At 64.8% G+C, this 15,294-nt stretch carries 15 protein-coding genes; 3 read left to right on the top strand and 12 right to left on the bottom strand.

Annotated features, from left to right (window positions below; translation table 11 throughout):
• Positions 1-11: 11 nt before the first annotated feature.
• The 11 genes from O3298_RS06225 to O3298_RS06175 all read right to left on the bottom strand — a co-directional run bounded on the left by O3298_RS06225 (position 12) and on the right by O3298_RS06175 (position 11,435).
• On the bottom strand, positions 12-548 hold the full coding sequence (locus tag O3298_RS06225) for a type II secretion system protein (RefSeq protein WP_235194153.1): 537 nt from the start codon (positions 546-548) through the stop codon (positions 12-14).
• Positions 535-918 (bottom strand): type II secretion system protein, encoded by a 384-nt coding sequence (locus O3298_RS06220; RefSeq protein ID WP_305058776.1) that lies wholly within the window; start codon positions 916-918, stop codon positions 535-537. The genes O3298_RS06225 and O3298_RS06220 overlap by 14 nt, the downstream gene beginning before the upstream one ends.
• A 5-nt stretch (positions 919-923) precedes the next feature.
• On the bottom strand, positions 924-1,394 hold the full coding sequence (locus O3298_RS06215; protein WP_305058775.1) for a type II secretion system protein: 471 nt from the start codon (positions 1,392-1,394) through the stop codon (positions 924-926).
• An 8-nt stretch (positions 1,395-1,402) separates the two neighbouring features.
• Positions 1,403-3,277, bottom strand: a complete 1,875-nt coding sequence (locus tag O3298_RS06210; RefSeq protein WP_305058774.1) for a secretin and TonB N-terminal domain-containing protein — start codon at positions 3,275-3,277, stop codon at positions 1,403-1,405.
• 17 nt (positions 3,278-3,294) lie between these two features.
• A complete protein-coding gene (locus O3298_RS06205) occupies positions 3,295-3,834 on the bottom strand; it encodes a hypothetical protein (RefSeq protein WP_305058773.1) in 540 nt (179 codons plus the stop codon).
• Positions 3,831-4,451 carry a type 4a pilus biogenesis protein PilO gene (pilO, locus tag O3298_RS06200; RefSeq protein WP_305058772.1) on the bottom strand — a complete coding sequence of 207 codons (621 nt, stop codon included), beginning with the start codon at positions 4,449-4,451 and terminating at the stop codon, positions 3,831-3,833. Before pilO ends, O3298_RS06205 begins: the two co-directional genes overlap by 4 nt.
• Positions 4,439-4,981, bottom strand: coding sequence for a hypothetical protein (locus O3298_RS06195; protein ID WP_305058771.1), 543 nt, complete (start codon positions 4,979-4,981; stop codon positions 4,439-4,441). The genes pilO and O3298_RS06195 overlap by 13 nt, the downstream gene beginning before the upstream one ends.
• Entirely contained in the window at positions 4,972-5,760 is a 789-nt protein-coding gene (locus O3298_RS06190) for a hypothetical protein (protein ID WP_305058769.1), read from the bottom strand. Before O3298_RS06190 ends, O3298_RS06195 begins: the two co-directional genes overlap by 10 nt.
• Complete coding sequence (locus tag O3298_RS06185) at positions 5,747-7,444, bottom strand: GspE/PulE family protein (RefSeq protein WP_305058768.1); 1,698 nt, start codon at positions 7,442-7,444, stop codon at positions 5,747-5,749. Before O3298_RS06185 ends, O3298_RS06190 begins: the two co-directional genes overlap by 14 nt.
• Positions 7,445-7,466: 22 nt before the next feature.
• On the bottom strand, positions 7,467-8,660 hold the full coding sequence (locus tag O3298_RS06180) for a type II secretion system F family protein (protein WP_305058767.1): 1,194 nt from the start codon (positions 8,658-8,660) through the stop codon (positions 7,467-7,469).
• Between the two features lie 243 nt (positions 8,661-8,903).
• On the bottom strand, positions 8,904-11,435 hold the full coding sequence (locus O3298_RS06175; RefSeq protein WP_251350220.1) for a M4 family metallopeptidase: 2,532 nt from the start codon (positions 11,433-11,435) through the stop codon (positions 8,904-8,906).
• Between the two features lie 671 nt (positions 11,436-12,106).
• On the opposite strand from O3298_RS06175, the gene O3298_RS06170 reads away from it, so the two are divergent.
• Complete coding sequence (locus O3298_RS06170; protein WP_099666466.1) at positions 12,107-12,763, top strand: hypothetical protein; 657 nt, start codon at positions 12,107-12,109, stop codon at positions 12,761-12,763.
• A 51-nt stretch (positions 12,764-12,814) separates the two neighbouring features.
• Here the strand turns inward: O3298_RS06170 and argH are convergent, their stop codons facing one another.
• A complete protein-coding gene (argH, locus tag O3298_RS06165) occupies positions 12,815-14,212 on the bottom strand; it encodes an argininosuccinate lyase (RefSeq protein WP_099376466.1) in 1,398 nt (465 codons plus the stop codon).
• Positions 14,213-14,477: 265 nt separating this feature from the next.
• On the opposite strand from argH, the gene O3298_RS06160 reads away from it, so the two are divergent.
• Together O3298_RS06160 and O3298_RS06155 are read left to right on the top strand one after the other, a co-directional pair.
• Positions 14,478-14,675, top strand: coding sequence for a hypothetical protein (locus O3298_RS06160; protein ID WP_305058766.1), 198 nt, complete (start codon positions 14,478-14,480; stop codon positions 14,673-14,675).
• Positions 14,676-14,810: 135 nt separating this feature from the next.
• Entirely contained in the window at positions 14,811-15,236 is a 426-nt protein-coding gene (locus O3298_RS06155; protein WP_289917892.1) for a GNAT family N-acetyltransferase, read from the top strand.
• The last annotated feature ends 58 nt before the right edge of the window (positions 15,237-15,294 follow it).

Here is a 15,294-nt window from a genome sequence, read left to right as displayed (position 1 = left end):
CGGGCATGATATCAGTTCGCGCCTTTCGGCTTGAGCCCGGGCGCGCCGCCGGCGGCATCGGGCGGGGCCAGCACCAGGTCGTGCGGATACGTGAAGTGCCAGTCCGCGTAGCGTTGCTTGCGGCGCAGGCTGGCGTCTTCGTCGAGAAAGTTGTCCTGCTTGATGGGCAGTTGCGGCGACAGCGAATGGATGCCGACGATGCGGCCCTCCTGTCGCAGCAGGCCCCATTCCGCCTTGCCCGTGACGGGGTCCGCATACAGGCGGCGCAAATGCCGCCGGGCGTTGGCGAAGCGCGGGTCGCGCAGCAGTTCCTGCAAGGTCAATGGATAGCGGGGCCGCCCGTCGCCCGGCGTGCTGTCGTAGTAGCGCCCCAGCGCGTTGCGGAATTCATGGCCGATGAACAGCAGCTCGCGTTCCTTGTCGCGCCGCGCGGCCGTGGCATGCAATTCGCTGGCCAGCACCAAACCCACGCCCATGAAGGCTACCAGCATCAGGGTCCAGATATACGCGAAACCCCGTGCGCGGCGCTGGAAACTAGAGCTGCTCAAAGGGGATGCCCTCGCGCGTCTTGCCTTTGGCGCCGCTGCACACGTCCGCCACGCCGCCGATTTCGCCATTCGGCGAAGGGATCAGTTGCCAGGTGGCGGCGGACTCCGTGACGGGGTCCAACGGTACGCTGCGGAAGTAATGGTGGGTCACCAGGTCGGCCAGTGCGGCCGGATACTCGCCCTTGTCGGCATAGTATTTATCCAGGCCGCTCCGGAGCACCTGCAGGTTTTCCTTCAGGGCGACCTCCTTCGATTTTTCCACCGAGCCGAAATAGCGGGGAATGGCGATCGTCAGCAGCAGCGAGATGATCGCCAGTACCACCAGCAGTTCGACCAGCGTAAAACCGCGGCGCGGATGTGAGCAGGGCATCGAAATCACCATTCCTTGAGCGGCACGCCGTTCAGGCCCACCTTGGTCGAGCGCGAGGCGACGTCGAACACGTCTTCGCCTTCGCTGGGATTGTCGGGCGGCGAGGCGTAGGCGCGCTTGCTCCAGCTGTCGGCCGCGCTGCCAGCTTCCCTGGGCAGGAACGGGTCGCGCGGCAGGCGGCGCAAAAAATAGATGTTCTGCTTCGAGGGACTGCGTTGGTCGGGCACGCCCTCGACCAGTTCCTCGAGTTTTTTCGGATAGCCGGAAGCGCCCAGCGACAGCTTGATGCGGCCATTGTCGGAAGCGCGCTTGTAGGTATCGATCGCTTCGCGTATCTCGATCAGGGCGCTGCGCAACTCCTGTTCCTTCGCCCTTTGCTGCGCCACTTGCGCCATCGGCACGGCGACCGTGGCCAGGGTCGCCATGATCGCCAGGGTGATCATCAGCTCGATGAAGGTAAAGCCCCGCTGTTTCACTGGCCACCTCACTGGCCACCCTTGACAGTGGCCTTGTCGCCTGCCGCTGGCGCCTCGTCGCCGCCCGTCATGGGCGAGCCGCTGCGTGGGGCGGCCTGCTCGGGCGCGGCGACGGCTTCGGGGCTGCCACCCACGCTGGCACGGCCGCCCACGGATGCCTCGGTGCCGGAGTTGAATTCGGCCGTCATCAGGTCCGGGCGGCGTATGCTGCGCAGCAGGCGCGGCGTGATCGACAGCACGATCTCGCTGCGCATGGCGTCGTCCTTTTGGCTGCCGAACAGGCGGTTCAGCACGGGCAGTTCGCCCACGCCCGGCACCTTGTTGGCCGTGCCCCGGTCCTCGTCGCTGATCAGGCCCGCCAGTACCTGCGTTTCGCCATCTTTCAGGCGCAGCACCGTCGAGGCGCTGCGCGTGCCGATCTGGTAAGCCTGCGTGCCCGTCTTGCTGATGACTTCCTTGACGACATTCGACACTTCCAGGTTGATCTTGATGGCCACTTCGTCGTCCAGGTAGACGTTCGGTTCGACGTCGAGCTTCAGGCCCACATCGATGTAGTTGACGCTGTCGGAACTGACGCCGTTATTCGTCGTGACGGTAATGACGGGCACGCGGTCGCCGATGAGGATCTTGGCCTTTTCCTTGTTGCGCACGCGGATGCGCGGATTGGCCAGGATATTGCTGTCGCTGTCCGTCTTGTTGGCGTTCAGGGTGACGCCGCCGATGCCCAGGTTGATGTTGTCGCCATTGATGCGGTGCAGGTCGGCCACCTTCAGGCCGCCCAATCCCGTGCCGACGCCGGCCAGCGTGAGGCTGGCCTGGTCCGGCCAGCGCACGCCCAGCTCCATCAGGCGCGTCCGCTTCACTTCCAGCACTTCGACCTCCAGCATCACTTCCGGGTCGGCCAGGTCCTGCACGTTGATGATGCGCTCGGCCATGCGTACCATTTCCGGCGTATCGCGCAGCATGATGATGCCCAGGCGCTCGTCGGTGACGACGTCCTTGGCCTTGAGCAGGGTCTTGATGGAAAACGCCACCGTCTTGACGTCCGCATTGGCGAGAAAGAAGGTGCGTACCACGAGCTGCTGGTAATCCTTCACCTTTTGCGGCGTGTTCGGGTAAATCGTGATCGACTTGTCGCTGGTGACGCTTTGTTCCAGCTGGTTCGCGCCCAGCAGCATGGCGATCGCCTCTTCGATGCTGGTGTCGCGCACGGAGATGGTGGCGCGCAGGGCCGGGTCGACTTCCTTGTCGAAGACGAAGTTCAGGCCCGACACCTTGCTGATGAAGTCAAACACGGAGCGTAGCGGCGCATCGCGAAATTCCAGCGTCACGGGTTTGCGGTAGGCGGCCGCCAGCTTGCCGCCGGATGGCAGGTTTTTTGACTGCGCCTCGCCGATGCGGCTTTTCAGGGCCAGCGCCTCGCGCTGTGTGGGGCGCTCCTGCAGCACCTGGCGCAAGGCTTCCTGCGCCTGCGCGATATTCGCTTCGCCACCGCGCTGGTAACTGGCCTGCGCTTCCTGCACCAGCTTGCGGTGCCGCTCATCCTGCGCCACGCCGGCAAGGCCCCGCTGCGCCACGTCGTTGCTGGCATCCAGCACCAGCGCCTGCTGGTACAGCGCTTGCGCTTCGGGTAGCTTGCCTTGCTGGCGCAGCGCTTCGGCGCGGCCATTCAGGCTGTTCAGCGCGCGCATCCTGCCGTTGGTGACGGCGATGCGGTACTTGGCGTTGGTCGGCTCGGCTTGCGCCGCTTGTTCCAGCAGGGCCAGGCCCTGTTCCGTGCGACCGGCGCCCAGCATGGCCTGGCCGTCGTTGTAGGCCTGGTTGCCGGCGCAGGCGGCCAGCAGGGACAGCATCGGGAGCAGGGTGATGATAGTACGAGACATACGTGCGGCGCGTCGTTTCAATTGAGGTCCCCTACGGCGAGTGTCTGTTTCAGGTTGAGCGGCAGATAGGTAAATTGCAGGGCGCCCTGCACCACGCCGTCGAAGCGGTAACGCTCCTCGAGCGTGTCGCCGGGGCGCGCCACCACGTTGCGTTCGCCCGCTTGCAGGAAGTAGGCAGCCTTGCCTTCGTCGACGAAACGGCCTAGGAATTGAAAGGGCAGTGGCGGCGGCGCGTTCGCATCGGCGCGGGCGGCAGGCAGCGCAGCCTGGGCGGCCTGCTGGTCGAGCATAATTTTTTTTGGCGTATCGGGCTGCCAGCTTTGCTTGGCAAACAGGGTGGCCACCTCGTCATCGTCGAGTGCGCGCCGCGGATGGATCGCCAGCGGGCGGCCAGGCGCCGGCGCGGCTGTATCGGGAAGCACGGTTGCTGGCGCCACCCGTTCTACCTGGCGCGTGGTGGCCGTGGCCGGTCCCACGATACTGCCTTCATCCTCGGGCGCGAAGAGGGCTGCCAGCAAGGTCGCCACGGCGGCGCTTCCTAGTACGACTTTCTTCATCGGCGTACCTCCGCCTTTTTCACCAGCAGGATGAACTGGATGCGCGCGTCGATCTCGCCCGCCTCGATCTGCTCTCGCTTGAACAGCACGGAGTCGAGCGTCAGGGTGGGCAGCGCCTGCAAGGCGTCGACGATGAACGTTTGCAGCTGCGCGTATTCGGCTTTCACGGGCAGGGTGATCTGGTAGCGCAAAAAGGCCGTATTGCCATCTTCCTGCGGCTTGTAGTCGGCCTTGGCCAGGGTGACGCCGCTCTTTTGCGCCACTTCCAGCAAGGTTTTCAGCTGCTCGGGAATGCTGTCGTGCGCGGGCAGGTAGGCGTGAAAGGCGGTCAGGCTGTCGGCATCGGCATCGAGCGAGATGGCCGCCGGCGGCAGCGCCGACTGTCTGGCCGCAGCGGCCAGTTGCGCCGCCAGTTGCTGCTGGCGCGCGGCCAGCGCATCGCCCTGCTGCATGGCGAAAGCGGCCAGCGCGAGGCAGGCCGCGCCGATGGCGCTGGGCCAGCCTAGGGTACGCCACAGCCGTTGCGCTTCCCACCGCAGGCGCGGGGGCAGGCGCAGTTGCAGGCGTGGACGCGCCACGGGCGTGCTGGCTTTCAGCACGGATTTTATTGCCGCCATTGCGCCTCCAACTGAAAACGGTACGGGTGTTCGGGAGCGTTCGCATTCATCTCGTGTTTGAGCAGGTACACGGAACTGAACATGGGCTGCTGGTTCAGGAAGGCCAGGTAGTTGAGCATGTCCTGTGGCGTTTCCGCTTCGGCGGCGATTTTCAGGACACTGGCGCCATCCTGTCCCTGCTGCGCGTTCAGGTTTAGTCCCAGAAGGGCCACGCGCACGTCGCGCGGCGCCTGCACCGTTTTCACCAGGCGCGTGACGGGCAGGTTGAGCTGGCGCACGGCGGCGGCCACCTGTTTCAGTTCGCTGTCGCGTTCGCGTTGCTGGGTCGCCGAGAGGGGGGCGCGCACGGGACGCGGGGGCTGCAGCTGTGCCAGTTGCGCCTCCAGGCGCCGCGTTTCCTGCGCCTGCACCAGCCAGTACACGGCGGCCGGCAACAGCAGCAGGGAGCCCGCCAGGCACAGGGCCAGGCGCCAGCCGCTGAACGTCTGCACTGCGCCGGGCGCCGGCAATTCCAGGCGGCTCAGGCCCATGCGGCCTCCCGCATCAGGTGCGCGGCGCTGGCCACGGCAACGGGCTGGAAGCGCGCCGGCAGCGCATCCTGCAGTTCGCCGCTCAGGTCGAGCAGCACCACGTGCTCGATGGTGTCGAGCTGCGGCGCGCGCAAGTTCCAGCGCCGCCACGCCCGATCCAGTTCGTCGCCCCAGGCGGCGCCGCAAGACTGGCTATGCAGGGCTGTGATGCGCCCGCTGCTCGTCGTTGCCAGCAGCAGCCGGCCCGCTTCCACGAGGGCGAAGGCGGCAGGCTTGTTGCCGGCCATGCTGCGCCAGGCCGGCCCTACGATGGGTTCGATGGACAGGCAGCGCCGGCCATGCGCGGCGGCTGCATCCTGCACCCCTTGCAGCAGGGCCGCATCGACGCCGCAGGCCAGGCGCGGCTTGCCGTACGGTGCATCGTCGGCAGCCAGGCGCCAGGCGCGCGCACCATCGCCGTAGACGGCTGCGAACTGGCTGTGCAGGAAGCGCTGTGCGCTGGCCGCGTCGAGCAGGGCGCCGCTCCACGGCACCATCAGCATGGCGCACCAGCGGCTGGCCAGGCTGACGGCCAGCGGCAGTTTTTTTTCATTGTGCTGTTCGAGCCAGCCGTGCAAGCTTGCCAGCGCCACTTCCCAGCTGGCGTCGGGGTTCAGGATGGGCACGTGAAAAGCGCTGTCCGTTACGGGACGGCCGGCGCGGCGCAGCACGCCGTCCAATCCGTGCGGCGCCACGTGCAGGCACAGGGTGGCGCGGGTAAGGCGTTCAATAAGTGACACGATTGAGCTCCGCTAAAGTGGTTTCGCCGCGCCGCACCAGGTCCAGGCCCGCTTCGCGCGCCAGGCGAAAACCGTTGCGCGCCGCCTCTTCCTTCATCTGGCTCAGGGGCGCGCGCGTGCAGATCATTTCGCGCATCGTATCGCTGAGCATCAGGACCTCGGCGACGGCCTTGCGCCCCTTGTAGCCGGTGCCGCGGCAGTGGCCGCAGCCCTTGCCGGCCATGAATTGCCAGTCCTGCACCTGGTGCAGGGCCAGGCCGCTGTCGCGCAGCTGCTGCGCATCGGCCAGCACCTCGGCGCTGGCGTCGACGGCGCAATGGGCGCAATTGAGGCGCAGCAGGCGCTGCGCCACGATGCCGTTCAGGGCCGCCGCAAAGCTGTAGGCGTCGACGCCCATGTGCAGGAAGCGGCCGACCACATCAAAGACGTTATTCGCATGCACGGTGGTAAACACCAGGTGGCCCGTCAGCGCCGCCTGCACGGCGATCTGCGCCGTCTCGTCGTCGCGGATTTCGCCGATCATGATCTTGTCGGGATCATGGCGCAGGATGGAGCGCAGGCCGCGCGCGAACGTCAGCCCCTTTTTTTCGTTGACGGGAATCTGCAGCACGCGCGGCAAGCGGTATTCGACGGGGTCCTCGATGGTGACGATCTTGTCGCGCCCCGTATTGACTTCCGTGATGGCCGCGTACAAGGTGGTGGTCTTGCCGGAACCCGTGGGGCCCGTCACCAGCAGCATGCCGTGCGGCTTGGCGGCCAGGCGCCGTATCTGTTCGATGGCGTCCTCGTTCAGGCCCAGGCTTTCCAGGCGCAGCGCCTGCGCCGCTTCCGTCAGTGCGCGCCGGTCCAGCAGGCGCAGCACGGCGTCCTCGCCAAAGATATTGGGCATGATGGAAACGCGAAAATCGATCTCCGCCCCTTTCACGCGCACCTTGAAGCGGCCATCCTGCGGGATGCGGCGCTCGGCGATGTCGAGGTCGGCCATCACCTTGATGCGCGAGATGATCTGTTCCGCCATCGCCAGTCCCTGCACCTGGCCCGCCTGCACCAGCACGCCGTCGACGCGGTATTTGATGACCAGGCTGGCCACGTCGCATTCGAGGTGGATGTCGCTGGCCTGGAATTTCAGGGCGTCGTAGATGGTGGAGTTCACCAGTTTCACCACCGGGCTGCTGTCTTCGCTGATGCGAATGAGCGAGATGTCCTCGATGCTCTGGTCGAGACCCGGCACGTCGTCGCCGTGCTGCATTTCCTGCATCGCCTGCTGCACGCTTTCCTGCTGCTGCAGGTAGGCGGCCAGGTCGTCCGGATGCGCCAGCGCCACCGTGAAGGGCGTGGACAGGGCGAAGTCGGCCCACTGCAGCAAGTCTTCGGCAAACGGGTTGCCGATGACGAGTACGGGCGGCGCGCCGGGGGCGTCTGGCTGCAGCAGCACGCAGTCGCGCTGCGCGCAATCCGTGTAGGGCAGCAGGGCAAAGGCGGGCAGGGCGGCTTGCAGCTCTGCCATCGTCCAGGCCGGATAGCGAAACAGGGCGGCCAGCTGGCGCAGGAAGACTTCGGGCGGCAGGGCCGCCGTTTCCTGCAGCACGGCCATCTGCGGGCGGCCCTGTTCCAGTGCGCTGGCGTGGGCGCGGCGCAGCATGGCCGCATCGAGCACGGCCCGTTCTTCGTCGCGTGCGTTCATGGCATGACCTTCACGATAACGTTCACGATAAGCTCCCGGCCAGTTCAAAGATCGGCATGTACATCAGCACCACCACGCCGCCGATGACGACGCCGATGACGGTCATCAAGAGCGGCTCGAGCAGGCGCGAGGCCCAGTCCACCCAGCGGGCGAATTCCTCGTCGTGGAATTTGGCTGAGCGTTCCAGCATGTCGCCTAGGCGGCCCGTGTTCTCTCCCACTTTCAGCAGCGATTGCGCCACCGGCGTGGCCATGCCGGCGTGTTCCAGCGCGGTGGAAAATGGCATGCCTTCCTGCACCGCGCGGCGCGCCTGCGCCAGTTGCTCCTGCTGCGCCGGCAGCAGCATGGGCGCCACCATGGCCAACGCCTTGTGCAGCGGGATGCCGGCGTGCAGCAGCAGGCTCAGAGCGCGATAGAAGCGGGCCAGGCGGAACTCCGCCGCCTTCCCGGCCAGCACGGGCAGGCGCAAGAGGCGCAAGACGAGGGCTTGGCGCGTACCGGCATTGGCGATGCCGAAGACCACGGCGCCAACGGCGGCGGCGAGCGCGCAGGCACACAGCAGCGGATGCGCGGCCAGGGTCTGGCCAAAACCCAGCAGCATTTGCGACATCCACGGGATTTCGCGGCCCGAGCTTTCGTAGACGACGCTGAACTTCGGCACCACGTAGCCGAGCAGGAACAGGGTCACCAGACCGCCGACGACGAGCAGCATGCACGGGTAGATGGCGGCGGAAATGAGTTTTTTACGGATGGCGTCGAACTGCAGCTGGTAGCCGACGAAGCGCGCCAGCGCCTCGGGCAGGTTGCCCGAGCGTTCGGCCGCATGCACGGTGGCGATGTAAATGTCGGGGAAGATGTCGGGGAAACCGGCCAGGGTGTCGGAAAAGCTTTGCCCCTGCTGCAGGGTGAGCACGATGGCGGCCAGGGTGGCCTTTGCGCTTGGCCGCGTTTCCTTGTTGTGCAGGGTGGCCATGGCCTCGCCCAGGTTCAGGCCCGCTTCGAGCAGGGCCAGCAGCTCCTGGCTGAATTGCAGCAGGGGCAAGCCCTGCTTGCCCAGGCGCGGCGCGACGCCAGCCTCTTGCGCCGCGCCATCGTCGACGGCCAGCACGCGCCAGCCGCCGCGCACGGCCGCGCGGATCGCCTCGGCCTCGCTGGCGGCGTCGATGGCCAGCGCCTGGCTGCCCGCCGGGCCCTGCACCTGGAGGTGGAACTGCATGGCCGCGTCAGGCGAGCATGGTGGCAGGCGTAAAAATGGACAGGCTGGAATGGGGGAAAGCGCGTGCAGACAAGGTCGAAGTAGGCATCGGTCAGGAACAATCCAAAAAAAGTTCAATTCGTCGCGGGTACCGGCAGCAGGCAAGATGCAATCACTGCCTCAGGGTAGACTGTAATTGCCAGAAAATCAATCGTGCTGTGCGGGCAAGCCTTGTATCGATGGCTTGCCCGCAGGTTCAGCCGCTTACTGGGTAACCAGGCTGACCTTGTCGATCACGAACGAGGTTTGCAGCGAAGCGTCCTCGGTCGCGGCAAACGAGATCTGCACGGTCTGGCCCTTGTAGGCGATCAGGTCAAACGTGCGGATCTGGTAGCCGGCTGCCTTGTTCACGTTTGAATACGTGGCCAGGGTGCCCAGCACCGTGCCGGCGCTGTTCTTCACGGTGACGACCAGCTTGTCGTACACGGTATTGCCCGTTTCCGCCGTGTCGATGTGCAGCGCAAAGGTCAGGCTGGCGGACGTGGCGGCGGCCGGAATGGCTACGCTTTGCGTCAGCGATTCGCTGGCCGTGGCGCCATTGCCGCCCAGCCAGGCGTACTGCGTGCCTTCGTATGCGGTTTGGCCCGTGAAGGTGCCGATGGCGCCCGTGGTGCCGCTCCAGCCCGTGGCGCCGGACTCGAAGCCGCCGTTCGTCACGCGTTCGGTGGCGCTGCTCGTGCCCACCGTCAGCGTGGCGTTGTTCGACGTGGCCGTCACGGCGGGCGAGGACGAATCCGTCACCGTGGCCTTGAACACGGCGCCGCTGTCGGCCGCCACGGTCGTGAAGCTGTAGGCAGGCGACGTGGCGCCGCTGATCACGGCTCCGTTGCGGTACCACTTGTAGGTGTACGGCGCCGTGCCGCCGCCCGCGCCCACGGCGAACGAGGCGGTGGCGCCCGGTGCGACGGTGATGCTGGCCGGCTGGCTGGTGATGGTCACCGCGCCGCCCGTGGTCGATTCATCGACGTCGGCGCCCACGTTGATGGCCGCATACGCGCGCTTGACGGCGATAGCCTCGGCGCTGCCCACGCCATACAGTTCCTCGGCTGCCTGCAGCACCTTGTTGCGCGCATCGGCATAGTTGGTCGACGAGGTGAACTTGGTGGTGGCGGCCTTGAACCAGATGCGGTAAGCCTTGTCGCTGCCGATACCGGTCATGGCCAGCGGGCTCTTGTTCAGGTAGGAGCTGTAGTAGTCGCTGCTGGACGTGGAGTTCGAACCTTGCGACAGGAAGTAGAACATGCGGTTGTTCGGGCCGCTGCTGTAGTGGACGTCGAGGTTCTTGATGGTGCTGCTCCACGCATTCGGGCTGCTGCCATCCTTGCTTGGCTTGTACAGCCAACGCAGCGGCTGGCCATTCTTGGCGATTTCCTTGCCCGTCATCCAATCGTTGCCCGTGTTGGGGATGCTGGTGCCCGTGCCGCCGGCGCGCGCATAGGCTTCCACCATTTCGCCGGCGATGTCCGAGCTCGATTCGTTCAAGCCGCCCGACTCTTGCGAGTAGATCAGGCCCGAGGTGGCGTCCGTGATGCCGTGGCCCATTTCGTGGCCGATAACGTCGATGGAACCGAGGTTGTTGAACGAGCTGCCGCCATCGCCGATGTACATGCACTTGCAACTGCTGTCGTAGTAGGCGTTGTCGTAGGCCGTGTTGACGTGGGCGGCGATGTGGGTGGCCGTGTTGTTGCCGTCCAGGCTGGACCAGCCCAGCACATTCTTGTGCGTGTCGTAGGTGTTCATCAGGCCCCACATCGCGTTCACGGCCGCCGTCTGGCCGTTGGCGTTGGTGGTGCTGCCGCCGTTGATGTATTGCTGGCCGTCGCCCCAGGTATTGCTGGTGCTGCTGTACACGCTGCCCGAGGTGGTGCCGTGGTTGGCATTCGTGATGGCCATGCCGCCGAAGCTGCCGCCCGTGCCGCGGCTGGGGTCTTTCATGGTGTAGGTGCTGCCCGTGAGCGTGGTGTTGAGCGGTACCTGGCCGTTGTACTGGCTGTTGCCGATGCCGGCCACGGTTTTCAGGGCTTTCCACTGGCGCAGGATGCGGCCATCCTTGGCGCTGACGACGGTGTCGTAGTAGACGGGCTTGTTACCGCTGATCATGCGCGTCTGCACCAGGTAGGCCAGCTCGTAGTGGTCGACCACGTCCTGCACGTCGAGGGCGTTCAGCGCGGCTTCCGACTTGTTCTCGGCGCCGGCCACGCGCACCGTTTTCATCACGGGGTAGATCAGCAGTTGCGCATGCGGCGGCACGTGGTCGACGGCCGGCACGCCGATGCTTTTCACGGCAGCGGCGATGGCGGCGGCGGCGCTGACGGCCGGCGTGGTGTCGATGTCGGTGGTGGCGCTGCGGGTGACGGAATTGACGCCGCCGCTACCGAGGCCGGAAGCGCGGTCCGACACGGATTCGCTGACGATGTCGCCGGCGTTGTTGCTGACCACGACCGTCTCGGAACCGAAGACGGGCAAGCCCTTGTAGGTGTGCTGTACGCGGCTCACACGCGTGCCGCTGACGCCCGGATGCTGGGCGCCGACGGCAAAGCCATGCTCGGTATTCAGGCCGCGGCTGCGTGCCTGCGCGGCCAGCTTGTTGACCAGGCTGGCGTTCTCTTGTGGAGAGGCCAGGCTGACCGGGGCGGCCATCAGGGTCTGTGGCAGCGGCGAGGCGGCATCTGCCGTGGTGGCCATCAGCGGCAGGGCGGCGATGGATGCGGCAACTATCGTCAAACGTAAATTCATTTCTGCTCCATGGTATCGGTTAAGGAAATGGTGAATGAGCTGGCCGCGATGCCTGATGGCCACCCCGGCGTGCCTGGCGGCGGGCGGATAGCCTGCCGTTTTGTGGTGGCATGACGCCGGGTAGGGGGACACTAAACTTGTCGAGATCGCCATGTCAAAAAATTCAAGAAATGGGTCACTACGCGAATTTTTGTTAAGAATTGAACATTTATCAGCGCTGTATCGTTGGAAAGTTTGATCTACCACAAGCTGCAACTTTTGTTTTGGACTACTTCCCCTAATGGGGCGCTCTGTTGGAAAAACACTGTTGCATTTTTTAAATGTTGCGATCTACACTAGCTCTTCATGTGGTCCCCAGCGGATCACGCGAAGACAAAAAAAGCGCACGCGGCAATGACCGCGTCCAGATACAGCGCATCGGGAAAAAATCGGGAGTTTCACATGACGTCAGTTCTGTTTTCTGCTGTTGGTTTCAGCCATTTCCCCTCTGGAGCGGCATTCATGCTGCATCCGCCTTCCTAGCCGCCGCTAACCGGCCCTTCCCCCGTGAGGGGGGCTTTTCAGCGAGTCCGACCGCGCCGCCCGGTGCGGCCGCTGGCGCAGTGCATCCTTTTTTCAGGAAGGGTTGCCGGCTCCTGGTGCGTGCACCGGAATCACCGGCCCGACGAACTATGCTTTCGATAGCGACCAAAGTGGAACAGATCGTGATGGAATCGGCCTTTCTCAGCGAGGGACTGGGCCGGGGCTTGCTCAACCTGTCGGAACTGGCGCGCCAGCTACAGCCGCAATTGCAGAGCGACTTATGGAAACCGGTGGGCCAGGCCGCCGTGGTGATGGCGCTGCGCCGCCTGGCCGAACGGATGCCGCAGCAGAAAAGCGGCGAAATCGTGCTGGCACACCGCGCGGGCGAACTGTCCACGCGCAGCGAACTGATGATTTTTACCTACCGTTACTCCGACCAGACGTATGCCTGCCAGCGCCAGTTGCTGGCGCTGGCCGCGCCCCAGCGGGGCACGTTCATTACCGTCACGCGCGGCGTCAACGAGGTGATGGTGATCTGCAGCCGCAGCCTGCATGCGCTGGTGGAAGAGGTTTTCGGCGAAGAGCAGGAGCTGGCGCGCCTCGAACGCGTGACGGCCGTGACCTTGCACCTGGCGCCCGAAACCTGCTATACGCCGGGCGTGTATCACGCCATCCTCAAGCGCCTGGCGTGGGAGCGCATCAACCTGATCAACATCATCTGCACCTACACGGAGCTGACCTTGCTGCTGGAGGCATCGCAGACGGGGGCCGCTTTTGCCGTGCTGTCGAAAATCGTCGCCCAATGAAAAACGCCCCGCTGCAGCGATGCAGCGGAGCGCTGGCGGGACGCAGCCCGTTTATTTTTCCAGCTGCGTACGCACGCGGGCGATCGCGGCGCGTACCTGGCGGGGAGCGGTGCCGCCCACGTGGTCGCGCGCGGCGACAGAGCCTTCCAGGGTCAGCACGGCAAACACGTCTTCATCCGTCAGCGGGGAAAACGCGCGCAGCTGCTCCAAAGACAGGTCGGCCAGGTCGCAGCCGGCGTCGACGCAGGCGCGCACGGCCAGGGCCACCGCTTCATGCGCGTCGCGGAATGGCAAGCCTTTCTTGACCAGGTAGTCGGCCAGGTCGGTCGCCGTGGCATAACCTTGCAGGGCTGCCGCGCGCATCGCTTCCGGTTTCACCGTGATGCCGCCGGCCATGTCGGCGAAGATGCGCAGGGTGTCGATGACGGTGTCGACGGTGTCGAACAGCGGTTCCTTGTCTTCCTGGTTGTCCTTGTTGTAGGCCAGCGGCTGGCCTTTCATCAGGGTCAGCAGGCCAGTCAGGTGGCCATACACGCGACCCGTCTTGCCACGCGCCAGTTCCGGCACGTCCGGGTTTTTCTTTTGCGGCATGATCGACGAGCCGGTGCAGAAGCGGTCGGCGATGTCGATGAAGCCGATGCGTGGGCTCATCCAGATCACCAGTTCTTCGGCCATGCGCGACACGTGCATCATCAGCACGGCGGAGGCGGCGCAAAATTCAATGGCGAAATCGCGGTCCGACACGGCGTCGAGCGAGTTGTGGCAGACGTCGTCAAAGCCCAGCGTCTTGGCCACGCGCAGGCGGTCGATGGGGAAGGTGGTGCCGGCCAGGGCGGCGGCGCCCAGCGGCAGGCGGTTGACGCGCTTGCGGCAGTCGGCCATGCGCTCGGCGTCGCGGCCGAACATCTCGACATATGCCAGCATGTGGTGGCCGAAGGTGATCGGCTGGGCCACCTGCATGTGGGTAAAACCCGGCATGATGGTGTCGGCATGCTGTTCGGCCAGGTCCGTCAGCGCGCTGCGGAACGTCGCTAGCAGGGCGGTGATGTCGTCGATGGCGGAGCGCACGTACAGGCGAATGTCGGTCGCCACCTGGTCGTTGCGCGAACGGCCCGTGTGCAAGCGCTTGCCCGCATCGCCTACCAGTTCGGTCAGGCGTTTTTCAATATTCAGGTGGACATCTTCCAGGTCCAGCAGCCATTCGAACTGGCCGGCGGCAATTTCCTGCGAGATTTGCGCCATGCCGCGCTGGATTTCCGCGTAGTCGGCCGGGCTGATGATGGCTTGCGCATGCAGCATTTCCGCATGGGCCAGCGAACCTTCGATGTCGAACAGCGCCAGGCGCTTGTCAAAAAATACAGAAGCTGTGTAGCGCTTGACGAGGTCCGAGACCGGTTCGGAAAACCGGGCCGACCAGGCTTCGCCCTTTTTGGAGAATTGATCAGTCATGAAAGAAGTCCTTTAGTGTAGGGCGATTATAAACAAGGTTGGCCGGCGGTAGGGCTTTTAGGGGCTTGCAGGGCGCTGAAATGGCCAGGAATGGGGCTGGCAAGCCTCAAATGCCACGGCGCGGGCACGTTGTGCGTTCTATCCGGGCTTTTTGTATTCTGTCCCGCGAATCGTGCGTTTGGTCGCAATCCGATGGCGGTTCAGTGGGGATCGGCCTACAGTTCAATCATCGCAGCACACAACCAGCCACCCAAAGGACATCATCATGAACATCGCTAAAAACATGGAAGCCATCTTCGTTGCCATCATCGCCATCGCCGCCGCCACCAGCCTGGCCACCGCCGCCGTGCCGAAGTTCCGCGCCGCGCCAGCATCCATGGTCACCAGCGCCGAGCAAGTCACCATGCACACCGTGTACGTCAGCGCCAAGCGCCTGAGCGCTGAAGAAAAAGCCGCACTGTAAGCGGGGCAATGCAATGCAGGCAGCACCCATCACCGGCAATCAGGACGGGCGGCGCCCCCGGTTCTTTCTTGCCCAGGTGACAGCAGCGCGCAAATCGCCGATGATCGGTTTTTTCCACGACAGGCGGACAGCGTGATGTCACATTTGAAGATCAGCAGCGACAAGGCGGAACTCGACGTTCCAGCCATTCACCATTTTCTCAGCACGCAATCGGCATGGGCCAGCGGCATCCCACTGGCCACCGTACAGCGCGCGATCGACCATTCGCTCTGCTTCGGCGGCACGCTGGACGGCCGTCAAGTGGCGTTCGCCCGCGTGGTCAGCGACTATGCCACGTTTGCCTATCTGGTCGACGTGTATGTACTGGAAGAGTACCGCGGCCGCGGCTACAGCAAGCGCCTGATGGAGGCCGTGATGGCACATCCCGACTTGCAGGGCTTGCGCCGTTTCATGCTGGCCACCAGCACGGCGCATGGCTTGTATGCGCGCCACGGCTTTACGGCGCCGCTCCGGCCGGAGACGCTGATGGAGCGGTATTTTCCGGATATGTACCGGCGTTGAACGGCTGGCGCGGTTTGCGCGTGGCTCCGGTCCTGCCCTGCCATTTCCATTGTATTGA

Origin of the sequence: Janthinobacterium sp. SUN137 (genome assembly GCF_030587265.1) — a bacterium.
GTDB classification, from domain to species: domain Bacteria; phylum Pseudomonadota; class Gammaproteobacteria; order Burkholderiales; family Burkholderiaceae_D; genus Janthinobacterium; species Janthinobacterium kumbetense.
This window is presented reverse-complemented; position numbering and strand designations above follow the sequence as displayed.

What these genes read in the sequence shown, in the direction of transcription:
- O3298_RS06220 (WP_305058776.1), bottom strand. Translation starts at nt 918, where the DNA reads ATGCCCTGCTCACATCCGCGCCGCGGTTTTACGCTGGTCGAACTGCTG.
- O3298_RS06210 (WP_305058774.1), bottom strand. Translation starts at nt 3,277, where the DNA reads ATGTCTCGTACTATCATCACCCTGCTCCCGATGCTGTCCCTGCTGGCC.
- O3298_RS06205 (WP_305058773.1), bottom strand. Translation starts at nt 3,834, where the DNA reads ATGAAGAAAGTCGTACTAGGAAGCGCCGCCGTGGCGACCTTGCTGGCA.
- pilO (WP_305058772.1), bottom strand. Translation starts at nt 4,451, where the DNA reads ATGGCGGCAATAAAATCCGTGCTGAAAGCCAGCACGCCCGTGGCGCGT.
- O3298_RS06195 (WP_305058771.1), bottom strand. Translation starts at nt 4,981, where the DNA reads ATGGGCCTGAGCCGCCTGGAATTGCCGGCGCCCGGCGCAGTGCAGACG.
- O3298_RS06185 (WP_305058768.1), bottom strand. Translation starts at nt 7,444, where the DNA reads ATGAACGCACGCGACGAAGAACGGGCCGTGCTCGATGCGGCCATGCTG.
- O3298_RS06180 (WP_305058767.1), bottom strand. Translation starts at nt 8,660, where the DNA reads ATGCAGTTCCACCTCCAGGTGCAGGGCCCGGCGGGCAGCCAGGCGCTG.
- O3298_RS06175 (WP_251350220.1), bottom strand. Translation starts at nt 11,435, where the DNA reads ATGAATTTACGTTTGACGATAGTTGCCGCATCCATCGCCGCCCTGCCG.
- O3298_RS06170 (WP_099666466.1), top strand. Translation starts at nt 12,107, where the DNA reads ATGCTTTCGATAGCGACCAAAGTGGAACAGATCGTGATGGAATCGGCC.
- argH (WP_099376466.1), bottom strand. Translation starts at nt 14,212, where the DNA reads ATGACTGATCAATTCTCCAAAAAGGGCGAAGCCTGGTCGGCCCGGTTT.
- O3298_RS06160 (WP_305058766.1), top strand. Translation starts at nt 14,478, where the DNA reads ATGAACATCGCTAAAAACATGGAAGCCATCTTCGTTGCCATCATCGCC.
- O3298_RS06155 (WP_289917892.1), top strand. Translation starts at nt 14,811, where the DNA reads ATGTCACATTTGAAGATCAGCAGCGACAAGGCGGAACTCGACGTTCCA.